This window comes from Dysgonomonas sp. 521 (genome assembly GCF_010501055.1).
In the GTDB taxonomy this organism is placed as follows: domain Bacteria; phylum Bacteroidota; class Bacteroidia; order Bacteroidales; family Dysgonomonadaceae; genus Dysgonomonas.
Genome location: NZ_QVMO01000001.1, coordinates 83646 through 107448, shown reverse-complemented (window position 1 = coordinate 107448; position 23803 = coordinate 83646). Strand labels below are relative to the sequence as shown.

The 23803-nt window shown below is 42.4% G+C and carries 20 protein-coding genes and 1 riboswitch; of the genes, 9 read left to right on the top strand and 11 right to left on the bottom strand.

Annotated elements, in window-relative coordinates; genetic code table 11:
* Positions 1-45: 45 nt before the first annotated feature.
* The 11 genes from D0T84_RS00520 to D0T84_RS00470 form a co-directional block, all read right to left on the bottom strand.
* Positions 46-900 (bottom strand): RteC domain-containing protein, encoded by an 855-nt coding sequence (locus D0T84_RS00520; RefSeq protein ID WP_163304818.1) that lies wholly within the window; start codon positions 898-900, stop codon positions 46-48.
* A 650-nt stretch (positions 901-1550) separates the two neighbouring features.
* On the bottom strand, positions 1551-2852 hold the full coding sequence (locus tag D0T84_RS00515) for a peroxiredoxin (RefSeq protein ID WP_163304816.1): 1302 nt from the start codon (positions 2850-2852) through the stop codon (positions 1551-1553).
* A 14-nt stretch (positions 2853-2866) separates the two neighbouring features.
* A complete protein-coding gene (locus D0T84_RS00510; RefSeq protein ID WP_163304814.1) occupies positions 2867-4072 on the bottom strand; it encodes a reverse transcriptase/maturase family protein in 1206 nt (401 codons plus the stop codon).
* Positions 4062-4454 (bottom strand): FISUMP domain-containing protein, encoded by a 393-nt coding sequence (locus D0T84_RS00505; RefSeq protein ID WP_163304812.1) that lies wholly within the window; start codon positions 4452-4454, stop codon positions 4062-4064. Before D0T84_RS00505 ends, D0T84_RS00510 begins: the two co-directional genes overlap by 11 nt.
* A gap of 107 nt (positions 4455-4561) precedes the next feature.
* On the bottom strand, positions 4562-4906 hold the full coding sequence (locus tag D0T84_RS00500) for a four helix bundle protein (RefSeq protein WP_163304810.1): 345 nt from the start codon (positions 4904-4906) through the stop codon (positions 4562-4564).
* 13 nt (positions 4907-4919) lie between these two features.
* Complete coding sequence (locus tag D0T84_RS00495; RefSeq protein WP_163304808.1) at positions 4920-5375, bottom strand: hypothetical protein; 456 nt, start codon at positions 5373-5375, stop codon at positions 4920-4922.
* A 113-nt stretch (positions 5376-5488) separates the two neighbouring features.
* Positions 5489-7015: an FISUMP domain-containing protein gene (locus D0T84_RS00490; RefSeq protein WP_163304806.1), complete on the bottom strand. Its 1527-nt coding sequence runs from the start codon at positions 7013-7015 to the stop codon at positions 5489-5491.
* Positions 7016-7400: 385 nt separating this feature from the next.
* Positions 7401-8945 carry an FISUMP domain-containing protein gene (locus tag D0T84_RS00485; protein WP_163304804.1) on the bottom strand — a complete coding sequence of 515 codons (1545 nt, stop codon included), beginning with the start codon at positions 8943-8945 and terminating at the stop codon, positions 7401-7403.
* Positions 8946-9856: 911 nt separating this feature from the next.
* Positions 9857-10759: an AraC family transcriptional regulator gene (locus tag D0T84_RS00480; protein ID WP_163304802.1), complete on the bottom strand. Its 903-nt coding sequence runs from the start codon at positions 10757-10759 to the stop codon at positions 9857-9859.
* A 462-nt stretch (positions 10760-11221) separates the two neighbouring features.
* Positions 11222-12526 (bottom strand): site-specific integrase, encoded by a 1305-nt coding sequence (locus tag D0T84_RS00475; protein ID WP_163304800.1) that lies wholly within the window; start codon positions 12524-12526, stop codon positions 11222-11224.
* Between the two features lie 299 nt (positions 12527-12825).
* The gene (locus D0T84_RS00470; RefSeq protein WP_163304883.1) at positions 12826-13923 is read right to left on the bottom strand and encodes a site-specific integrase; all 1098 of its coding nucleotides are present in this window, start codon (positions 13921-13923) and stop codon (positions 12826-12828) included.
* Between the two features lie 858 nt (positions 13924-14781).
* On the opposite strand from D0T84_RS00470, the gene D0T84_RS00465 reads away from it, so the two are divergent.
* The 9 genes from D0T84_RS00465 to D0T84_RS00425 all read left to right on the top strand — a co-directional run bounded on the left by D0T84_RS00465 (position 14782) and on the right by D0T84_RS00425 (position 23792).
* Positions 14782-15312, top strand: coding sequence for a dihydrofolate reductase family protein (locus D0T84_RS00465; protein WP_163304798.1), 531 nt, complete (start codon positions 14782-14784; stop codon positions 15310-15312).
* Between the two features lie 79 nt (positions 15313-15391).
* A riboswitch (Fluoride riboswitch) is annotated at positions 15392-15460 on the top strand.
* A gap of 157 nt (positions 15461-15617) precedes the next feature.
* Positions 15618-16898 (top strand): phosphopyruvate hydratase, encoded by a 1281-nt coding sequence (gene eno / locus D0T84_RS00460; RefSeq protein WP_163304796.1) that lies wholly within the window; start codon positions 15618-15620, stop codon positions 16896-16898.
* Positions 16899-16989: 91 nt separating this feature from the next.
* The gene (locus tag D0T84_RS00455) at positions 16990-18240 is read left to right on the top strand and encodes a voltage-gated chloride channel family protein (RefSeq protein WP_163304882.1); all 1251 of its coding nucleotides are present in this window, start codon (positions 16990-16992) and stop codon (positions 18238-18240) included.
* A gap of 7 nt (positions 18241-18247) precedes the next feature.
* A complete protein-coding gene (locus D0T84_RS00450) occupies positions 18248-18601 on the top strand; it encodes a DUF190 domain-containing protein (RefSeq protein WP_163304794.1) in 354 nt (117 codons plus the stop codon).
* Positions 18602-18715: 114 nt separating this feature from the next.
* Positions 18716-19543, top strand: a complete 828-nt coding sequence (locus tag D0T84_RS00445) for an RteC domain-containing protein (protein WP_163304792.1) — start codon at positions 18716-18718, stop codon at positions 19541-19543.
* 427 nt (positions 19544-19970) lie between these two features.
* Positions 19971-20330, top strand: a complete 360-nt coding sequence (locus D0T84_RS00440; RefSeq protein WP_163304790.1) for a helix-turn-helix domain-containing protein — start codon at positions 19971-19973, stop codon at positions 20328-20330.
* Positions 20293-22338, top strand: a complete 2046-nt coding sequence (locus tag D0T84_RS00435; RefSeq protein WP_163304788.1) for a bifunctional DNA primase/helicase — start codon at positions 20293-20295, stop codon at positions 22336-22338. The genes D0T84_RS00440 and D0T84_RS00435 overlap by 38 nt, the downstream gene beginning before the upstream one ends.
* Before the next feature lie 13 nt (positions 22339-22351).
* Positions 22352-22663: a helix-turn-helix domain-containing protein gene (locus tag D0T84_RS00430; RefSeq protein ID WP_163304786.1), complete on the top strand. Its 312-nt coding sequence runs from the start codon at positions 22352-22354 to the stop codon at positions 22661-22663.
* A gap of 148 nt (positions 22664-22811) precedes the next feature.
* Positions 22812-23792, top strand: coding sequence for a YhcG family protein (locus tag D0T84_RS00425; RefSeq protein WP_163304784.1), 981 nt, complete (start codon positions 22812-22814; stop codon positions 23790-23792).
* Positions 23793-23803 lie beyond the last annotated feature (11 nt).

The window sequence follows — 23803 nt, the reverse complement described above, 5'->3', positions numbered from 1 at the left end:
CGGGCAACCTACTGTTGTTCAATCAACCGGCGGCAAAATAATAATTTATTCTTTTTCAATATCATTGTTGTCTTCTTCGTCCATCCTGTCCCTGAATCTTTTTCTCATCTTATCCAGAAAAGCAGTCGGATTCTTCCGGTTGGTCAGATTGAACCAGGCTTTGGGGAGAAGCGACAACAATTCGATGTTAAATGTCCTTTCGTAATGGATGACTAACTGTTTAAGGCTGATTCTCCCGTTATTGACCGAGCAGGTGCAATACTGTCCGTAGATCATTTCCAGCAAATCAATCTTTTTGGCGGTCCATACCGCAGGTGGTCCGTAACCGTCCTTTTTAGCCTCCGCAGGCTTTTCGAGTTTTTCCAGTTCCTTCTCCAGATATACGTCCAGTATGTCGTTTGCCAGTATCTGCGCTACCAAAAGGTCGCCGCCGCTCGAAAACTGCGGGTCAGGCCTGTAACAAAGATTGTACACAATGTTATTCTTCTGCGGTTTACCACGAAGGAAGTAGTAACAATCGAAATGGGTATCACCCGAACGGTAGTACCTGTAAAACTCCCGGTGGCGGAAGAAAAAAGCCGATATCTGTCCCTGCTCCTTATGCAGGTACTGCTTCTGTACTTTGCTGCCACCCTGCGGGCGGTTTATCACGATGTCGTACATCTTACGGTAAAGAAGTAAATAACATAGCAGGGAAGGCTTGTGGATACGGAAAAAGTCGATTTCCTGCTGCTTGTCCTTAAATTCATAATCACTCATAAATACCCTGAGCTTTTCCAGGATATCTTCCAGTAAGAGGATGGCTTCACGTGTTTTTTCGTTGTCGGCTGTGCATTTGCCTTCAATGGCGTGAAGGGAGCTGTTCATTTCTTGTCTCAAGCGAGCTACAAAATTTTCCATACATTTCATGGTTTTGTTTGTGAATATTATTGTATTATCCGGGAATTCGTTCTCCCGGACGTTTTTGCTTCGCTTTTCGGATAATTGCAACCGTGTTATTCGCTAATCATCGGGTGGGTTCATTTTTGTCATATCCTGTATGTTTTAATAATTATCATTTTCTTATTTACTGTCGGTAGATATTTTATGATTGCTACTTTTATACCATAAATTATGGTGTTCATCTTTTTGCTTTTTTAGCGGGCAGCAAAATCATCCGTGAGTCTCATCTTTTTGTTTGTGAATAGCCTGGGGGTGCATCCCGGTCTTTTTCTTTGCTTCATCTCACTTTTGGTAATATTAGCTTAACCACCAGCTGCCGGGAGTCCTTATCTTCTTCATCCTTTTTTTTATCATCATTGGTTTGTTATTTTATGATTGTTAATTGCCGTTACTCATATTTTTGTTAATTTTGCCCGGCTTGTCTTGCTTTTCGGCGGGACAGCTTCCGGTATCCCCCGGCTGTTACTGTTTAAAACCATGCACTAGGATTAAAACATAGCCTGGGGGATATTACCGGGAAGCCTTCACAAACAAAACCGAAGCTTACTTGCTCCCGCCATGTATTCGGTTAGCAGTTTGTAGTTAACAGTTATCAATATTTTTCATTTTTAGTTTTTAATTATTTTCGTGTCTTGTAGCCTCGCATACCTGCCCTGTACGATACCGTTTTGGCCTATCAGATAAATGGTCGGCGTGCCGAGAATCCCGAAGTTCCTGAAATCCGTTCCCGATATACCCTGTAAATCGCAATACTTCTGTTTCCATGGAAAAGAAGCAGATATATTGTCGAAAGTCTCCCGGTTCATATCGGCCGCTACCGATACCACTTCATAACCTTTTTCTTTCAGTAATGGATAATTATCCTTTAATTGCTGTAGCTCGGTGGTGCAGTTGCCGCATCCCGTCTCATGAAATACCAGCAGGACATTGCCTTCGGGAAGTACGCCCTGCGAGAGTGCGGGAGCTTTACTACCTACATTCAGCTTATAGAGGTTCATCAACAGTTTGAGCTTGCCTGTCGGCTCTTTGATGCGTCCGTCATTGGTCAGGAAGTTGGTCAGATGCTCTTCCAGGTCGTTCCAACCCATGGACTCGCAGATAGCAAACAGATTCTCGCTCAGTGTGGTATATATCTTGTCCTGCTTTGTCCTTTTCAGCAACAGCGACATATCACCAATAAAGTCCATATGGTAGGGCGTGCCCTTGTCGTATAAAGCCAGCAGGCCGTTCAATACATTATACCACAATCCCGAGGTATAGAGCGCTTCGATATCCAGATTGTTTTGGACATACTTCCTGACTGTCTGCATTTGTACAGAATCCGCCATTACCAGTGCCTGTACATCCCTGCTCAGGAAGTTGTATAAACGGATAAACCGCGCTGCATATAAAGGGCTTGCTTCCAGTTCCCCTTCGAAAGACTGCTGTCCTGCTTCCTGCAAAGCCTTTTCCTTTGCCAGCAGGGACAGGAAAGCATCCTCCCTGTCATATATATCCTCCAGTCCTGTGAGCAGCATTATCTTTTGCTGCCGTTTGACCTGCGGGACGAACCAGCCTTGCAGGGCTTCGTTTTCGGGGGAAGATGAAAAGAGGGTGTTGCCTCCATACGGGTATTCTTCCGCACAACGGATAACAGGGTTCTCGCCCGGAGAAACAATGAAATCGAGTTGTCCCTGTCCTGCCGTAATGCTTGCCATGCCCCGGTAATCGCTGTAAGCATCGGGAATAGCAATCTGCGTCCGTCCTTTATCGTCCAGCCTGCCGCGGAAAACCGTATCGCATACCATGGCTCTTTTCAGACAGAGGGAGATATCACTGTCCGGGTAGAAAGCGAAGTCCACGCTTATGGTCTGCGCATTCAGTCCTGCAACAACCATAAAAAAAAGAGCCGGTAATATTAATCGTATCATAATATTATTACACATTACACATTTATTCCGGTTATTGTCATTTTCTTCAAAACAAAGTGCCGCAGTCCTCCGCTCAGGTAGCCATACCTGAAAAAATGATTCTCTTTTTCAAGCAACATCTTTTTGCGTATGTTATAGGTGCGGTGGTGTACCATTATGCCCAGATAGGAGTTGACCGAAGCCCTCATTTTTTCCAGTTCGCATCTGTCAGGCTCATTCCGGGACGACAGCCTGCGGTTCCAATCATTGACACATTGCCTGAATTTCTTTTTGGTGCGGTTCGCTATATAGCTGCGATGGGGTTTCAGGGTAGCTCCCAGAAAATTAACCCCTTTGGTATAATGTTGCAGGTATATCTTGTGCGGGTGCAGTTCCAGGTTCAGGTTTTCGGACAGGAAATCCCTGATTTGTATTATGGCCTGCTTTAATAGCTCCTTGTCCGTATGGATGATTGCAAGGTCATCGACGTATCTTCCGTAATACCGGAAGCCCAAAGTCTCTTTTACAAAGCAATCCAATGGGTGCAGGTACACATTGCTGAATAATTGCGAGGTCAGGTTGCCTATCGGCAAGCCGCTGCCGGCAAGCGAATTGAACAGGCTTTTTGACGGTGGCAGGCCATTCCAGTCCGATTTCCTGCCTTTTATCCTGCAATTATCCACCGGATTATCATCCAGTATCGCTTTTATCAGGTACATTATTAATTCTTGGTCGGCTCCGAATGGAGTATCTCCGTTTTCCCCGGCTTTGTGTAACATCGAGAAGAGTTGCATGTGTAATATATTCTTGTCGATATTCATAAAATACCCGCGTATGTCGAGTTTGAGTATGTAGCAGTCGCGCATATAATTGCCGCTGCATTCGCGGATAAAGCTTTCTATCCGGCGGATACCATATAAGGTGCCCTTCCCCTTACGGCAACTATAGCTGTCGTCAATAAATACTTTATCGAAAACCGGGTTGATATAATTGAACAGCAGGTGATGGATAACCCTGTCGCGGAAATCGGCGGCGAATATCTCCCTCTTGACGGGTTCGTCTATAATAAAGCAGATGCCGGGGCTTACTTTGTAAGTCCTGCCGGTTATATCCCTGTACAGGGCGAGGACATTTTTCTCATAATCGATTTCGAAGCGAACCTGGTTTATGGTGTTCCGCTTATTCTTACGAGCATCGAAATAGGCCATGAACAAATCCGTCAATAAGTTGTCATCCTTCATCCTGTACGTCTTTAGTGTTCCTCCGGGGTAATCCAATGCCCCAGAGGATAAGGTTTATGTTTAGTTCTGAAATACAGCGCACAGAGAATCCGTTTGCGCGATTGTTGTTGTTGCCCGGGTTAACATTGCTACTGTTGAAGTTCAGGTTGTACGAGTTGTTGCTGTTACTGCTATTCCTTGTACTACTCCAGTAGTTGCCGTTGTTGCCGACGTTGTTCAGCGAACCATTGTTGTTGTTACGGTTGCCGGCGGCGGGCAAATAAAAGCAGGCGCTTGATGACGTAACCCGTTTCCCTATAGCGGAAATACAGGCAGCCTGCTGAATTAAACGAGCCTCTCTTACAGGCCTTTCCGAAAGGATACCGATAAAACTCTCACTCATTATAAACCTTTTTTCAGTAGTCAGTAGCTGGTAGTCAGTAGTCAGTAGTCAGGAATAGAAAGACTTTATTCACTCGTAACTTGTAACTCGTCTACTTGTTTACTGTTTTATTCTTTACAACTCTTTTCCCATGCGGCGAGTTGCCTGCTTATATTTTCTATTTTCTCATTGGCCGTGGCAAATGTCTTTAGCGGTACCTGCTTAAGTTCCATCGAAAGCCTGAGCAGCAGGCGTACGATTTCGAGGTTTTCCCTGGCCTGGCTAATCAGTTCCTTCTTCCGGTACCGGCAATTTGCCCTGTAGATATTTGCCATTAGCATGACCAGTTCCTTCTTCATGGTTTCGCCCAGGGTGAAGCGGTAGTCGCGTTGCATATGCCTGCCCGAAGCAAAAATCAACAAAATCAGGTCGTAACACACTTTGTAGACCGGCAGATTGTCGTATGTAGCCATTTATCGCGGTATCTCAGCAAAATTCCTGTTGAAGCTTTTCTACAAAACGCATACAGTCCATAGGACTTGCCGTATGCAGTTTGAATGAAGAAAGCCTCTCTACCAGCACATTTACACTTCCACCATGCACAGCCGGATTTGTAAGTCCTGCCTGCTCTTTTATCTCTGCTTCCTTTTTCCATTTATCGAACAACAGAGGGTCGGCAGGCACATCTGTTTCCAGTACGATGGCTGTGTGTTCCTGCACTTTGAGTCTAAAATGCGTCAGCACCTCTTCGAGTGACGACTGGGGGAATCCCACACTTATCACTTCCCGCTGTATGGACTTGATATATTTTTTGGTGGGTTTCAGCTTCTTTATTTGCGAAACCAGATAGGCATCTTCTTCGTAGGCCACCCAAAAGACGCCTTCTTTATACAGGTGCAGTTCTTTGTCGCCATGTAATGCCAGTTTTTCGGTGATTGTCATTTTTTCAAAATTTTTTCCGACCGCTAACGCGGTATTTATACCTCCTTGCTTTTAATGCAAGGAGGTAAATAGATAAATAGGTAAATAGTCTAACACGCTCCCTATGGTCGCTTTCATTCTGGAATACAGCGAACCGAACGACCGGTCCCGCGAATGCTGTCGAAGCCCGAGTAGACGTTACCACTGTCGAAGTTCAGGCCGTACGAGGAGAAACTGGTGTTGACCGTACTACTCCAATAGCGGCCGATGCTGCCGACGGGGTCCAGCGAGCCGGTAAGGTTGACGCGGAGGCCGGCGGCGGGCAAATAAAGTGCTTCAGCAACTCTGTAACCACTGGTACTACCACTTGAGAATTTTCCAAGACCAGTCCATGTGCTACCTGAAGTGGAAGCGCCGGGTGCACCGTTGGTAGTACCACCCTGATAGATAGCAGACCACTGTTTCTGGCTGGGAACCTTCCAACCTGTAGGACAAGGATTGTTTGAAGGTATTGCCCAGGTAGGATTATAATCCTGTGAGCCGTCACCCCAAAGGTCATGTTTACGAGAGTTGCGCCAGTCGTAATAAGCAGGCGATGTAGAGAGGCTCTTGATATACTTACCGTATTTGTCAGTAACGGAAGATAATACCTGTCCGGTAGCAGCATCCAATTCGGCTGCCTGGGCAATAGTAGTGATAGTAGCATCGGAAGTACCGATGCCATTCGGCCATACATCTGTTCCGGTGAGTTTGCGTCTGAAATGCCCTGTGGTAGTACCATTGCCGTCTTTTTCGCGTCCCCACTGGTACAGGTCACCCAGACAATTACAAGGATCAGTATCATTCTCAGCTCCGAGGTTGACATGGGCAAAGGCAACCTTTACCTGATCAGTGGCCGGATCGCCGGCAACACCGTCTTTCCATCCCCATACATAGATAGGCGACAGTGTTCCTTTGGTAGCCTTTACCACCAGTATATCGAATTTGTCTACAGGCTCTATATCGTTACCCTTAACCGTCATCTGGCAGGTAATAGTCACCGTCTTTTTATAATTGCTTAATGCCAGGTCGTCGGGGTAATCTGCTTCAAGGGCAATATCCGCAGGGGGGGTATAAGCAAAGGTTGCGCTATTTGCTCCTTTTATTAGCTTGCCATCTACCACCCACTGGTACGATGTAGGGGTATCACCCGTAGAATTGGCATACAGGTTCATCGTCTGGTAGGTAAACATGTAAAAACCGGTACTGGCAAGTACGGAAGCTACATTGCTCGTTACGGCACAAGCCGTTACCGAGGCATTGGCACTCGGTGTAACAGGAATATACGGAGGCATCTCACCCTCGCAGGAGGAAATCCATTTCGCCCCGTTCCAGAACTCAAGGCAGTTGGTAGTAGTGTTAAAGATAGTCAAACCTTTAGCCAGCACTTCTTTCTGAGTGCCAAAGGTAGCCGTCATATCGTTACGCTCTTTGGTAGTCAGGTGCGGCATGCGCATGCCTGCCTGTTGGTTCGAGATTATTTCCAGCACCGAGAATGCTTCGGGTTTCTTATTGCTACCCATCGTTACCTGGGCATATGCGCCCGTTGAAAATACAAGGAAGGCGAAAACAGCTACTGCTTGTCTCCACCGGTTTTTTGTTCGTGTCTCAGTTGTTTTCATAAAAAATATTAATGAGTTAATATGCCAATGTGAAAATGTGGCAATGGCACGAAAATTTATATTTATTGTTTATCAGTTGCCTCCACTTTTAAGTGGAGGAATAAATTGCTAATCAGTAAGGGCTTTAGCCAAACTATTTTTCGACTAAAGTCTTTCTCCGGGAGTCCTTTTATCCACGCCTTTTAAGGCGTGGCAATTATCTCTAACCCTTCCCCCTTCGGGTACTTCCGGCCCCTCCCCGGCCTCCCCAAGAGGGAGGGAGGAGAAGAAAAGGGTAGAGTGCCTGCCGGGCGGAATCGCCTCTGTCAATCTTCGCCTTGCGCCTCTCCCCTCCTTTCGGAGGGGCAGGGGGAGGTGGCTTTTATTGAGTCGCCTGCGCTCGCTTTCATTCTGGAATACAGCGCACAGAGAAGCCGTCTGCGCGATAGGTGGAGTTGCCCGGGTTAACAAAGCTACTGTAGAAGTACAGGATGTACGAGCTGAAGCTGCCACTGCTATTCCTCGTACTACTCCAGTAGCCGCCGTTGTTGCCGACGCCGCTCAGCGAACCATTGGTGTAGTTACGGGTGCCGGCGGCGGGCAAATAAAGTGCTTCAGCAACTCTGTAACCACTGGTACTACCACTTGAGAATTTTCCAAGACCAGTCCATGTGCTACCTGAAGTGGAAGCGCCGGGTGCACCGTTGGTAGTACCACCCTGATAGATAGCAGACCACTGTTTCTGGCTGGGAACCTTCCAACCTGTAGGACAAGGATTGTTTGAAGGTATTGCCCAGGTAGGATTATAATCCTGTGAGCCGTCACCCCAAAGGTCATGTTTACGAGAGTTGCGCCAGTCGTAATAAGCAGGCGATGTAGAGAGGCTCTTGATAAACTTACCGTATTTGTCAGTAACGGAAGATAACACCTGTCCGGTAGTAGCATCCAGGTCGGCTGCCTGGGCAATAGTAGAGGTAGTAGCATCGGAAGTACCGATCCCGTTAGGCCATACATCCGCATCAGTCAGGTTACGCCTGAAATGTCCGGTAGTAGTACCATTGCCGTCCTTTTCACGTCCCCACTGGTAAAGGTCACCCAGACAATTACAAGGATCAGTATCATTCTCAGCCCCGAGGTTGACATGGGCAAAGGCAACCTTTACCTGATCAGTGGCCGGATCGCCGGCAACACCGTCTTTCCATCCCCATACATAAATAGGCGACAGTGTTCCTTTGGTAGCCTTTACCACCAGTATATCGAATTTGTCTACAGGCTCTATATCGTTACCCTTAACCGTCATCTGGCAGGTAATAGTCACCGTCTTTTTATAATTGCTTAATGCCAGGTCGTCGGGGTAATCTGCTTCAAGGGCAATATCCGCAGGGGGGGTATAAGCAAAGGTTGCGCTATTTGCTCCTTTTATTAGCTTGCCATCTACCACCCACTGGTACGATGTAGGGGTATCACCCGTAGAATTGGCATACAGGTTCATCGTCTGGTAGGTAAACATGTAAAAACCGGTACTGGCAAGTACGGAAGCCGGAGCAGAAGATACGGCGCAAGCCGTTACCGTAGCGCTGGCACTCGGTGTAGCTGGTATATAAGGAGGCATTTCCCCCTCACATTGCGATATCCATTTGGTACCGCTCCAAAACTCAAGGCAGTCATTTGATGTGTTGTATATGGTCAGCCCTTTGGCCAGCACTTCTTTCTGAGTGCCGAAGGTAGCCGTCATATAGTTACGCTCTTTGGTAGTCAGGTGCGGCATGCGCAGGCCTGCCTGTTGGTTGGAGATCAGTTCGAGCGCCGAAAAGGTTTCCGGTTCTTTGTTACTGCCTACGGTTACCTGGGCGTTTATCCCTGCCGCAAAAAGCAGGAAAGCCATCATAGCAGCTGTTTGCCGCCAGTAGGCCTTGTGTTGCGTTGTTTTCTGTGTCTTGGTTGGTTTCATACGATATTAATTTGAGAATTTGAAAATGCCACCCCACCCCGACCCTCCCCAAAAGGGGGGGAGGACAGAGAGATGGAAAAGTGAATAAATAATATATTGAATTTTGGTATATGCTGACCGCATCGCGACACCTCCCTTTTGGGGAGGCCGGGAGGGGTGGTTCGCCCGCATTCGGGCAGGCAAACCCTGCCCCTACAATCGGCGGGCAGCCAATCTTTAAATCTTACAACCCGTATCTGCCTGTTAACTGATGACTGATGACTGATGACTGTTAACTGATGACTGTTGACTGAAAAAACGGGGAGGCGCCGGCCGACTACTTTCCCAAGCAATGGCAGGCAAAGTGAAGACAAATAAGACAACATTGAAGACAACAAGACAATGTAATATATTCTTCCTCCCCGGAAGTAGGACCCCTCCCGGCCTCCCCCAAGGGGAGGAGTGAAAAGGCATATATCATATCCCCCTTGGGGGATTACAGGGGGCTTGTAAAAGGGAATGCGCAATACATTAAAACAACAACCGGAGGGGCATATTCCACATTCAGGGAAAAAGGGGAAAGTACAGACAGGGTAATAATTTTTTATATGTACTTTATGATTGACAGGTTTTACCTGTTTAACAAATTTAACAAATTTAACAAATCTTTTGCCCGGGTTATTTGTTATACCCACAGGAACAACCTGCACACGCGTACTGCCCCGGGCGGAAGACTCTGCCCTTACTGATTCTCGCTGTTGTCTTGGTAGTTGTTTACTTAAAAAATTCATTCTCTTCTTAACTTGTCCCTTAAAGGCTTTTGTTTTCCGTCACTATACAAGTGACGGAAAACAGAAAATAATTACCTCTCTTACCGCAGGCAAAATTATATCTTTTTCTTCGTTAAAGGGGTATCCGTTTCCGCATAAATTTTATCCGTTTCCGCCTTTCGTGCTGTTTTTTCTGATCTGGCCGGGAGTAAGCCCGTAGTGCTGACGTATGAATCTGATGAAAGCCGGATGAGAATTAAACCCGAACATGGAGCTTATCTCCTTGAGGGTCATATTACTGGTATTGATGCAGTGATAGGCCTCCCTTGCCCGTTGACGGCGCATCCATGCATAGGGAGCCTCAGCGAAAACCTTGCGGAACTTCTTCTCGAAACCGGACACCGTGTACTTCATGACCGCTGCCAGTTCGGAGAGATTGTCGTACTTGTTGTAATTACTCATGATGAACTGCGAGAACCAGGTATCGGTACTCAGGGTGGGAGAAAAGAAGCGGTAAAGGTCTTCCTTGGGATAGAAAGCCCTAAGGATGAACATCAGCTCGCGTATCTTGCCTTCGTTGTAGTAACGGCATTTAAGGCCCGCCCGGTGGCACAGGCCCAGCATCTCCAGGTAACTTTCCATTACCGGGTTTACTTCCAGCAGGAAGCCCGGTCCGGGATCTCCGGCAACCTGTTTTGAGTTGCCTTTCTTCTGCCCCGACTTAGCCTGTCCTATGGCCAGCAGGTTCTCCAGGCGGAAGCAGTCGCACAACTGTATCTTGTCGTACAGGCGGACAATGCCCAGGTGCGTTTCCTGCACGGCACGCACCCACAGGCTGCGGTTGGCCGGGAGGAAAAGGAATTGTCCCCTGCGGGCAATGTGGTAGCCGGAGTCTCCCATTGAATATTCGATTTCCCCTTCCAGCACGAACATGATCTTATTGACCCAGGGCTGTACTTCCTGTCTTTGGCCTTGTCCCATGAATTTCTCCTCTATGGCAGGACGATGCCTGTTGTCGTAGTTGGGACAATCCAGGTGTTCTCCTGCATACAATAATTTTGCCATAATCGTGATTGTTTAAGTGTTGTTTGATCTGTATCCGCTTGTTTTTACTTATACCCCTGTTTATCAAACGCTTTACAAATGTTTGACAACAGGGTAAATTGCCTGTGGCCGCAACGCCTGCCTGCGGGCAGGTGTAATTGCCTCTGCTTAAAATACTTTCCCCTTTCTTTTCCCCCTGTTTACCGCTCATCTTGTTTGACAAATGTTGCACAAGCTTTTATCTTTTTATTTTATATACACCCCTATACGGTATGATATAAGGGAATACGTTACCGGGGTGCACCTCTCCGTCACTTGTATAGTGACGGATTTTTTTTGTCCTTATTACCGAATCTCAAAGATAGGAAAAATCCGCTGTTATAACCTTCCACATACCAACACTTTAACATAATCATGTATCTTTTTGCATTTTACACCTCATCATTTTTAATTTTTAGTTTTTAGTTTTTAGTTCTTCATTCTTCACTCATAATTCCTCCGTTCATACATTGCGTTTGTTACGGGGCTTGCCCTTGAGCAGACGGCGGCGCATATCAGTTCGTTGGCTATATCCAGGCGGGAGCGTTCTAGTTGCGCCAGGTAGGTATAGGTGGTCTTTTGGTTGTTATGTCCCAGCCCTTCGCTGATGACCCACAGGGGCAGGTTCTCGCCTTTGGCTATCGAGGCCCAGCTGTGACGCGATACATGGGTGGTCAGTACAGAAGTGATGCCCGCCTTGCGTGCCAGTTCCTTTAGGCGCAGGTTCTGCGTGCGAAGGCCTGTTTCGTATTGCAGGCGTTCTTTCTTGCCCGTATCCGTAATAACGGGGAACAGGTAAGGGGAGTTCTTCACATCGTCCGAAAAGCTGTCCAGTACGGACTGCATCACCGGGGTGATCTTTACTTCGATCAGTCCTCCCGTCTTTTTGCGGTAATAGCGGATAATGTTCCCGCGTATGTTGTCCTTACGTAGGTAAGCCAGATCCACGAAGCACATGCCCCGTGCATGGAAGCAGAAGATAAAATACCGCCAGGCAGTGTACAGCTTTTGTTCGGATTCATCCGCAGGCTGCCTGCCTTGTTCGAGGTACCGGTTGTAAGGTAGGTTTTGCAGTTTGCCCATTTGCTCGGTATTAAGGGCACGTTTGGCAGTCTTATGGAAGCCTGTGAACGCTCCTTTAAAGGGATTCATCCTGTACAGCACCAGTCCTTCATCCTGCGCCTTGTAACAGAGGGCACGCAGGTTACGCATATAAAAGGAAATGGTATTCAGGCTTTTACCGCTCTTTTTGAGGTTTTCCTCAAAGGCCTGTACCAGGGAGGGGGTTATATCCCGAAAACGGACGTCTTCTGCACGGACGAAGCCCAGCAGTTTGTTCACGGCTGACAGGTAAGCCCGGGCGGTACGTTCATGTCCTGTATTGTTCAATCCGCGTGACAACCGTAAAGCATACCCTGCCAGGCTATCCTTGCTTCGCCGGGGAGGACAGAGTTCATGCAGGACTTCTTCCGCCGTATAGAAGGCGCGGGAGGAAAACTCATCCGCAACGGCTTCGAAGCGTTCCCGCATCCGGTGGATATACTCCGCCGCTTCTTCCAGAGCGTCGGAATGTGGATTATCCCTGCCCGTGACCACTTCCTGTGACAGGATATCCCATTGATAGGGATACAGGCGGTAAGGGGTGGAGATACTTTTACTCTTGCGCCTGTGGACAAGGCGAAGGCACAGGCGGCCGGGGGTGTCATTTCCCAGACTCGAGGCCCGTAGATAAAAGGTCAGTGTGGACATAGGCGGTTACTTTGTTTTTTATTCGTTTAATGGTGTTCATTCTCGAATGACAAAGGTAACAACACTACCGCTGGTTTGGTTCTGATAAAGAGATAATCGAGCAGGAGCCGGATATAAAAACAGAAGATAAGTGAAAATGATATTAAAGTGAGTTGGACGCAAATTTCATCATAAAAAAATTTCGGATACTTTTCTCCACTAAAGAATCTTTTATATATTTGCTGGTGAAAGACGTTCTTTGTACATTATGCAAAATAAGGTAAACAATAAGGGTTCGCTCATTTCTAAACCGTTACCTGTTAGGGAAATTTCGCTTGTAAGTTATTTGTTATCAGCCGGAAAGGAAAATTCATGTGCCTTCCTTGATGAAATGTCAGATTCTTTTCAATACCACATAAATCGGCAATTTCCTTCAGATAAGAATTTGTCTTTTGGTTACTCAAAACAGGGAGTAATTGTCCGTTCTTTAGTTTGCCTCTATACTTTTTCAATATCATTGATGGAATTTTCAAGAGAGGTACATTAACCGTTGTACTTGTCTTTTGGCGTTTAGTCATAATCCATAGAGAGCCATCAAACGATTTACGGATATTTTCTTCTTTGAGATTCTTTACATCTATATAAGCAAGTCCAGTGTAGCAGCTAAAAATGAAGATATCCCGTACATGTTCAAGTCTTTCGGAAGTCATATTCTTCTTTATGATTTCGTGAAGTTCATCTTCTGTCAGATATCCGCGATCAACTCTCTTTATCCGAATTTTATAGTTTGCAAACGGATCGCCAACAATCCATCCATTGTTTCGTGCTATAATTACAATTCGTTTAAAGAACTGCATAAATTTCGCCGTCGTGTTTTCGTTGCATCTACAATCAACCCGAAGATACGTTTCAAAGCCTGTAATGAAACTATGATTGATTTCCCTGAGACTAATATCAGAAACCCGATGACGAGTTTCCAGATAATCTTTCAATCGGTTGTATGTTCGCTCGTATTTCTCCAAAGTAGCTTTGGTCTTACCTATACCAACCATCTTTTTTACTTCGACATTGTGTTCGGCAAAAACGGTCAGTAAGGTTTGTTGCTCGGTAGTGTAGCCAAGAAAAATATTACGGATCTTCTCTCCGGTAACATGTTCTTTTTTCTCGACATCATAATAAGTGGTTGTGAGGGAAGTTCGGATATCATTCAACAGATGATTTAGCCTTAGGATAGTCGTTGATTTACCTTTTCCCCTTCCAGCATTTGTATCCCATAATTCAGGCTCAATTTCCAGTTTAGAACTGAATTGTGTCCTTGTTCCGTTAATGGAAAGGCGTACCATAATGGTACATTTTCCATTCTTGTTTACTTGATTTTTCTTGATGTAGAAAAGAATCTTAAATGAACTACTCATAATTTTCTAATTTTTGCACCTAAATCTCATCGAGACAAAGGTAGGGTGAATAATAAAATTACAAGCTGTTGAATCGCGGACAATACGCGACAGTTCAAGGACTTATGCGGAAATTGGTTACTATTTTTTCGACCTGATTTTGAGTAACCTTTTAGTAACCCGACGGTGTCTATTTTTGTCCTTTTCGGGTCTTTCAGGTGACTTAGTTATAAAAGAAAAAGTCCTGTAAAACCTTGATTTTACAGGACTTGTCTCCTTTTGTCTGTTAGAAGTCTTTGCTTCCCAGCGGAGAGAGAGGTACATGAACCTTTCTCGGTATGTCTTGCAAATCAATTATTTACATAAGGATAAGAGGTCATAGGTTACGAATTAGCAAAAGGTTGTTGATTCCCTTTTATGACCGCTCTTGGCTGCTATTTGTCTGCCTATCTCTTGGGTTCAAAGATACAACTATTTTTTAATATACAACTATTCTGAATAAGAATCATTTAGGATTAGTGCAAGGTGCAAGTCTATCTATTATATAGATACTTGCACCTTGCACTAAAGATTGACTTGTCCTAAGTTTTATTACCTTAAACATATTCGCTATCTTTGCGGCAGATAAATAGAATTTTGACGGATTTGTCCGTTTAGATATAACATAGCGTTCGCTGAACGTCTCAATGTAGAAAACTGGTAATTTTCATTTGAAAGAGACTGATAGCGCAATGTTCATGCTATACGAAAGTATGGCGTGGGCTTGCCTGTTTCTTTCAAGGGTATACCAGTACCTCTACATTGGAATTGTGTAAGTTCCACGCTTTTTTGCGTGTTATCTGCGAACTGGAAAGAAGTTAATAACACGTAAATATTAGCAACATGAAAAAAATTATTCTCTACATTGCTGCATCGCTTGACCAACGTATTGCCGAGCCGGACGGTAGCTTGGAGTGGCTTATTGAATTTCCAAATCCAGAAAAGACAGATTACGGTTTCAAGAAACTATTAGCTTCAACTGATATTGTTATTATGGGTGGACGTACTTACCGTGAGTTTCTGAATATGGATATAATTTGGCCGTATTCACGCCAAATGACTTATGTTGTTTCGCACCATAATTGGGGTGAAAAAGAAAATATAAAATTCATAACAGAAAACACTATTGAAAGAATTTCCGAACTTCGTAATCAAGAAGGTAAAGATATATTATTGGTAGGTGGTGGTGAATTGACTTCAAAACTTCTTACTTCGAACTTGATTGATGAAATGTATATAACTTACATTCCTGTTATTCTCGGTAAAGGAGTTCCGTTATTTCCGGAACAGTCCAAAGAATCACAATGGGAACTTACGGAAAATAAAATCTACAATTTAGGAGTTATGATAGTCAAATACCAAATAATAAGATAATATCTCTTAGCACTTCAAATATAAATATATTATTCAACCTTAAATATATTGATAACTTTTACTTATCTTTGTACCGTTATTCAACAAAGGGGATGGAACTCCCCTGTTATAAACCGCTAATAAAGTAGCTGATAGTTCCTGCTTAACTTAATCAACAATGGTTATGAGCAGGATTTTTATATTTATATATCTACTATCAGCAAATATTTTCCCTAAGGATAGATATACATCATCGCTCATGCAGTTTCTGTATGGGCTAAATCTGTTTATGTTCAATAAGTATTCACATATAAAGAATTAATGTTATGAAAATTGTAAAAGTAGAAGCATTGGAAATTCTCGATTCAAGAGGTAATCCCACAGTTGAAGCCAGTATCACACTGGAAGATGGCACACAAGCTCGTGCGATGGTTCCCAGTGGAGCATCCACAGGCGAAAGAGAAGCAACTGAATTGCGTGATGGCGACAAAAAACGTTATGGGGGCAAAGGCGTACTAAAAGCTGTCGATAATGTAAATTCAATTATCGCAAATGAAATTGTCGGAAAGAGTTTTCACTCTCAACGTGAATTGGATTATTTGATGATTGATTTGGACGGCACAAACAATAAATCAAAACTTGGAGCAAATGCCATTTTAGCCGTTTCAATGGCGTATGCACGGGTAAAAGCATTAAGCACCCAAACACCTTTATATCAATACTTAGGTGGCAGTAACGCTTATTTGCTACCTGTCCCCTGTATGAATGTAATAAACGGGGGTAAACACGCCGATAATAATGTCGATTTTCAGGAATTCATGATAGCTCCACACAATGCCCCTTCATTCCGTGAAGCTATCCGTATGGGCGAGGAAGTATTCCATTCTTTAAAATCTGTACTGAACAAGAAAGGATTAAGTACAGGTGTGGGAGATGAAGGCGGTTTTGCTCCCGATTTGAAATCGAATGAAGAAGCCGTCGAAGTTATCCTCGAAGCTATAACAAAAGCAGGATACAAGCCCGGCGACGATATTAGTATCTGCCTTGATCCTGCTACAAGCGAATTGTGGGATGACGGCAAATACAAAATGTTTAAAAGTACAGGCAAGCTACTCACAAGCGATGATATGATAAAGCTATGGGAATCGTGGGTACGCCAGTATCCGATAGTCTTATTAGAGGACGGACTGGCAGAAAACGACTGGACGGGCTGGCAAAACCTTACTAAAACACTTGGCAACAAAATAGAACTTGTGGGCGATGATATCTTTTGCACGAACAAAACCATTCTTCAGGAAGGCATCGACAAAGGTGTTGCCAATTCGATACTGATAAAGTTGAATCAGATAGGAACAGTAAGTGAAACATTGGAAACGATGGAACTGGCTAATAAGAATGGCTACAATACATTTATCTCGCACCGTAGTGGCGAAACGGTAGATACTTTCATTGCAGACCTGACCGTAGGGCTTAATGCCGGACATATAAAGACAGGTAGCGGTTGTCGTGGTGAGCGTATTGAGAAGTTCAACCAGTTCATGCGTATCGAACATGAGTTAGGCAAGAACTCTTTATTTGCGGGCAAAAAAACATTCAAAAACAATTAAGGATCTCACATTGAAAGGCGATTATCAGCTAATCGCCTTTCTTTCTGTTTAATAACTATCTATGCACAAAATCAATTCTTACAAAAGATTAATGGTCAAAGTGGAGCAAATTCCACTACTGTTTTATCTTTTGAAATGGCTTTTAATTACAATCATAGCAGGGGCGTTAATTGGTTCGGCATCCGCCCTGTTACTTGTATCACTCGATTTAGTAACAAATTACAGAGAATCGCATTTATGGATAATTGCCCTGTTACCGATTGCGGGTTTGCTTATCGGATTGATGTATCATTATTGGGGAAGCAGTGTTGTAAAAGGGAATAATTACCTGATTGAAGAAATACACGCCCCAAAAGATATTATTCCGTTTAAGATGGCTCCGCTTATCTACATCGGAACAGTTATAACACACCTCTTTGGCGGGTCGGCAGGTCGTGAAGGGACAGCCGTACAAATGGGGGGAGCGATAGCCGACCAGTTTTCCCGCGTATTCAAACTAAAACAACGTGACCATAAAATAATGGTTATGGTTGGTATCAGTGCGGGATTTGCGTCGGTATTTGGAACACCATTAGCCGGAGCGGTCTTTGCATTGGAAGTAATTATCGTAGGAAGAATGAGATACGAAGCTATATTACCGAGTTTTTTAGCAGCAGCTTTCGCTCATTTGACTTGCCACCTGTGGGGAGTGGCTCATACACATTACAGTATTCCTTTCGTCCCCGAACTGAATGTAGTAAATATACTGCTTGTAATAGCCGTTGGTATCTTGTTTGGACTTACAGCAATGCTGTTTTCCCGTTCAGTACACCTTTGGAGTAAACTGGCAAAAAACAAAATAAAATATGCTCCGCTTCGTCCGTTTATAGGTGGAGCAATAATAGCCCTTGCCGTTTGGGGATTAGGCACAACAAAGTATATTGGACTTGGAATTCCTACCATTGTCGAATCTTTTTCTATACAGCAAGGTTGGTATGACTTCCTTGCTAAAATTCTTTTCACAACATTTACTATCGGCGTAGGATTCAAAGGAGGGGAAGTTACCCCATTGTTCTTTATCGGAGCAACATTAGGCAGCGCATTATTCGGTATAATACCCTTGCCAATGGCATTATTGGCGGGAATGGGATTTGTTGCCGTGTTTGCCGGAGCCACAAATACACCTATTGCCTGTACACTTATGGGAATAGAATTGTTTGGGGCAGAAAGTGGTATTTATATTGGCATTGCCTGTGTCGTTTCTTACTTGTTTTCAGGGCATACAGGTATTTATGCTTCGCAGATAGTCGGAAGTCCCAAACACCTCATTTATGGAAAAATCAAAGGGCAACATTTAAAATAGATAAACAATGAACAGCAATATTACAGTACGAATATATTTTGAACATGGTAGAAGAGTAAAAGGACTTACTTTTAGACAAAAGTTATTTCATAGCGGTTTTTCTTATTATATGCTGAAAAAAGCAAAACTGGCAGAAATAAAACAGGCTATATGCTTTAATATCTCGGCAGGTTATTTATCTACCCATAAAAACATACAATGGGGACATTCAGAAGTAACCCCTATCCGGCATCCGCAATGTATCGAGCTAACAGATAGTGAAGAAAAAATCTATGGTTTTCTGAAAGAATATGAAGAGCAATTAAAGGATACGGAAATCTTAATCGTAAAAAACGAAGTCAATTTATTTATATACAATTAAATACAAGGTGCATTTGATGTTCTATTATCGTGTAGTTTTCTGGTAAAGAAATGATAGCTTTTCAAGTGAATCAGTTGCCAAAAAAGGTATAAAGAAAAGAGGAAGAGAAAAAATATGATTCAATTTACTACCCGTCTAAAAAAAGAAGTAGATGCAAAGATTGAACAAATAGAATGTTCGGAAGTCAGTATGATAACGAAGTCTTTAGAGGCTTCCCGTGTACTTCTCGAAGCATTTAATCAATTAAAAGCATTTTTCTTATCATACAATTTTAAAGATGAGGATGAAGAAATCTTGTTTTTTAAGGAAGTAAAACCCAGATTGGGTTCTCACTTAATATACTATCGAAAAGTTTATAACTTTGAAATGAATCGACCTGCGGGTATAGACAAACAACGAGAATATTTGTGTGAATTACTAAATGACATAAACAAATACAACAATAAACGGCTCGACTTTATCCGTTATTACCGTTCAGGCTCCTCTCGCTTAGATACTATTTATTTTCTGCGAAATAAGCCCGATATGGAGCAATACCTCGAAACATTTAATTATGAATTTGATTCCAATTTTTCAACAAATTGCGATTTCAAAGTAGCTAAAATTTTAGCAAATGATATGCTTTCCGCTTATTTGATGCACGAAATGGAACTTTTGAATGATAACGGCTTAAAAATTGGTTCTTTTGGGTTTCCTGCCACCAAACTAACATGGAAAGGAACAAAAGTAGAATTACAGGAACAAATTATTTCATGGGACAGTGCCGGAATATTCGGAGATGTGCCATTGACACAACTTTACAGCTATATTCAGAATGTTTTTAATATTCAATTAGACAGCAACTTATCTCGTAGTTTTAGTGAATTAAAAATACGAGTATCTCCTACACCATTTCTTGATAAATTAAAAGACACCCTGTTGCGGCGCATGGGACGGAAATAATAATATTGAAGGTTGAACACCCGAATTTGATGCTTAATTAGGTCAAATCGGGTGTTTTAGTTTATAATTCACTCTATACCGACCTTTATATATTTTTCCCTCTTGTTCTCCAAAGAAAAACACAATCGTAACACATTACAAATAAGCAGTTTGGGTAAAATGTAAAAAAGAGTTATACAGAGGTCGGTATTGAGTTGATACTACTCTGTATATACTCTAAAATATCCGATTTTGATGCTTATTTGAGTCGGAATTTACCCTATACCGACCTTTTTTGTTTTTTTCTTTCTGTTTTAAGGAGAAAAATACACTTGTAATACATTGTATATAAGCGATTTTAAAAAAATATTCAAAAAAACTTATACCGACCTCTTTATCAACAGCCAAGAAACACCCGAACTTTGCAGCGAATCAAATAGTTGCAAGTATGGAAGTGATAACAATAGATAGTCAGGCATACAAAGAACTGGTATCTAAAATCAATGCAATAGCAAAATTCGTCATAGATCATCAGGACGATGATACTGCCAATCCGGACGAAATGTGGGTGGACAGTTACGAAGTTTGCACATTCCTTAAAATCAGCGAACGCACACTCCAACGTTTACGCAGTAAGCGGTTAATATCCTATTCTATTATCTCCGGCAAATCATATTATACCATTGCTGAAATTAAACGGATGCTCAATGAAAAGAAAATCCGCAGTACAGATGAATGTATGAATGATCTTATAAACAATCATAAACTCCATGCTGAACAAAGACGAACTATTAAGACGGACAAATAATGGTTTGGACGTATTCAAACACTATATTTCATCGGTACAATGGAAAATAGGACGTAATTTTCTCAATCCCTTGTACGAAGACCGTAAAGCATCATGCAATGTGTATTTTGACCGCCGTAATGGTGTTTACAAAATAAAAGACTTCGGTAATGATGATTATAGCGGAGATTGCTTTTTCTATGTAGGTAGACTAAAAGGATTGGATTGTAGCAATGGAGCGGATTTTGTTGAAATACTGAAAACCATAAATAGGGATATGTCTTTAGGATTAGACAGTTCAGATTATACAAGTCATGCTCCACAGTCCACTCCGCAAAAGAACAATCCTACTAACCCCGAACCACAAAAAAACAAGCCCTATAATATCATACAACAAAAATTCACGCAGAAAGAACTGGATTTTTGGATGCAATCAGGTATTACGTCCGAAATATTGAAATTCTACAAAACAGTTTCCCTGAAAGAATTTAGAAGTGAAAATAAAGAAAATAAACCATTTTACTATACTTCATCAGAAAGTGAGCCGATTTTCGGATATATGGGCAAACGGTATATGAAAATCTACCGCCCATTTTCGGACGTTCGTTTTCTATACGGTGGTAACATTGGAGATAGCTACTGTTTCGGACTGGAACAATTACCCGCCAAAGGAGATACGTTGTTCATCACAGGCGGAGAAAAAGACGTAATGACACTGGCTGCACATGGATTTCATGCTATTTGCTTTAATAGTGAAACTTCTACAATTCCTTCAGGAATAATCTACAAACTAACATTCCGCTTTAAACATATCGTATTGCTCTATGATGCAGATAAAACAGGTATAGATGCAGCGATAAAGCACGAAAAATCATTGACGGAATATGGCGTAAAACGACTTATCCTGCCCCTTTCAGGAGAAAAAAGGGATAAAGATATTACGGACTATTTCAGTAAAGGAAATAACCGGAAAGAGTTCCGCCAACTATTCATTGATTTTCTTGATAATCTATATAACGAAACAATGACCATGCTAAAATCCTGTGAAATTGATTTCAACAATCCTCCGGCAAAAGCAGAAGAAGTTATATCGGCAGGCGATGTACCACTGGGAACGCAAGGAAATATTCTTTGTATTACGGGCGGAGAAGGTACAGGGAAAAGCAACTATGTTGCAGCCCTCATTGCAGGTTCGATAATCAAAGACAATCGTACCATAGATACATTAGGCGTAAATGTCCGGGATAACTCCGATAACAAGGCTGTCCTACTCTATGATACGGAACAATCCGAAGTACAACTTTTCAAAAACGTATCAAATCTCTTAAAACGTGCCAAACTGAACGAAAAGCCGGAAGAACTACGAGCTTTCTCCCTTACGGGAATGTCTCGGAAAGAACGGTTGCAAGCCATTGTTCAGAGTATGGATAAATACCATTACGAATATGAGGGTATTCGTCTGGTTGTCATTGACGGAATAGCGGATTTAGTATCATCGGCAAATGATGAAGTGGAAAGTATCAGAATTATGGACGAACTATACAGATTGGCAGGAATATACCGTACCTGTATAGTATGCGTACTTCATTATGTACCTAATGGCTTGAAATTACGAGGACATCTTGGTTCAGAACTGCAACGCAAAGCTGCTGCCATTCTAAGTATAGAGCTTGACGGTGATCCTTCAATATCAGTAGTAAAAGCACTCAAAGTAAGGGACGGTAGTCCTCTCGATGTTCCATTAATGCAATTCTCATGGGATAAGGAACTGGGAATGCACATCTACATAGGCGAAAAACCGAGAGAAGAAAAAGAGAAACGGAAAGAAAAAGAACTGACAAATGTTGCCCGTGAATTATTTGATTCACAAAAACATCAGACCTATATCGACCTATGCGACCGCATTCAACAAATAATGGATGTAAAGGAACGCACCGCCAAAAGTTACATTAAATATATGCGAGAGAAAGAAATAATCATAAAAGATCCGTCCAATCAGAATTACTTCATGATAGGGCATATCATCTAAAACCCGAATAGTTATGTATATAAGTAAAGAAGACTTTGAAGCGTGGATGGAACGAATCATGTACCGCTTCGATAAACAGGAGAAAACTCTTGATAAAATGAGTAAACGGAGAAATATGTTAGACGGAGAGATATTGCTTGACAATCAGGATTTGTGTCAGTTACTCCATATAAGTAAACGAACGTTGCAACGCTATCGCAGTACAGGCGAACTGCCTTTTCAAACAGTTTACAAAAAAACCTACTACAAAGAGAGTGATGTCCATAAGTTTATCAGGGAGAATTTCAACAAAGGGAAAAACGATAAAAATTCAGAAACCCCGTGAGAGCTGTACTATTTCCATTTTGTAATTTTTATTATTGTACAAAAGTCCGTACCGTCGTGATGACAGGCACGGGCTTTAATTTATTGAAAATGTAATTATAATGAGTTACAGATATTTATTTGTATTTTTGCACTTTAATTAGAATGATATGCAGTTAAGCCAACAACAAAATTTTTCCGAAATTGTATTGATGATCCGGCAGGCACAATACAACGCTATGAAAACCGTAAATGCGGAAATGATAAACCTATATTGGAATGTCGGGGAATATATAAGTAAACAGTTGGATAGTTCCAAATGGGGCGAATCAGTTGTTAAAGAATTGGCTGTTTATCTATCCAAGCATGAGCCTGATTTGAAAGGCTTCTCTGATAAGAACCTTTGGAGAATGAAGCAATTCTACGAAACATATAAGGATTATCCAAAACTCTCAACACTGTTGAGAGAAATTAGTTGGTCGCATAATTTAGCCATTTTTTCAAGATGCAAAACCGTTGAAGAAAGAGAGTTTTACCTAAATATCAGCAAAAAAGAATCATATAGTTTTAGGGAATTAGACCGCCAAATATCATCGGGACTTTTTGAAAGAACGATGATAGGAAACGCAAAACTCTCAACAGTGTTGAGAGAAATTCATCCCGACATAACAAACAGTTTCAAAGATAGTTACATACTGGAATTTTTAGGTTTGCCAGAATCTCACAACGAAAGTGAACTGCAAAAAGGGCTAATTAGTCAAATGAGAAATTTTATCCTTGAATTAGGTAAAGACTTTTTATTTGTTGGCGAAGAATACAGAGTGCAGGTTGGAAATAGTGATTTTTACATTGATTTGCTCTTTTTTCACAGAGGATTGCAATGTTTGATAGCGTTTGAATTAAAGGCAGATAAGTTCAAACCGGAACATTTAGGTCAATTAAATTTCTATTTGGAAGCATTAGATCGGGATGTAAAAAAGCCTAACGAGAATCCGAGTATTGGGATTTTATTATGTAAGGATAAGGATACCGAAGTCGTAGAATATGCTTTAAGCAGGTATTTATCTCCAACAATGGTATCCGAATATAAAACCCAGTTGCCTGATAAGAAAATACTTCAACGGAAACTTCATGAATTGTTTGATAAATAAACGCATATAAA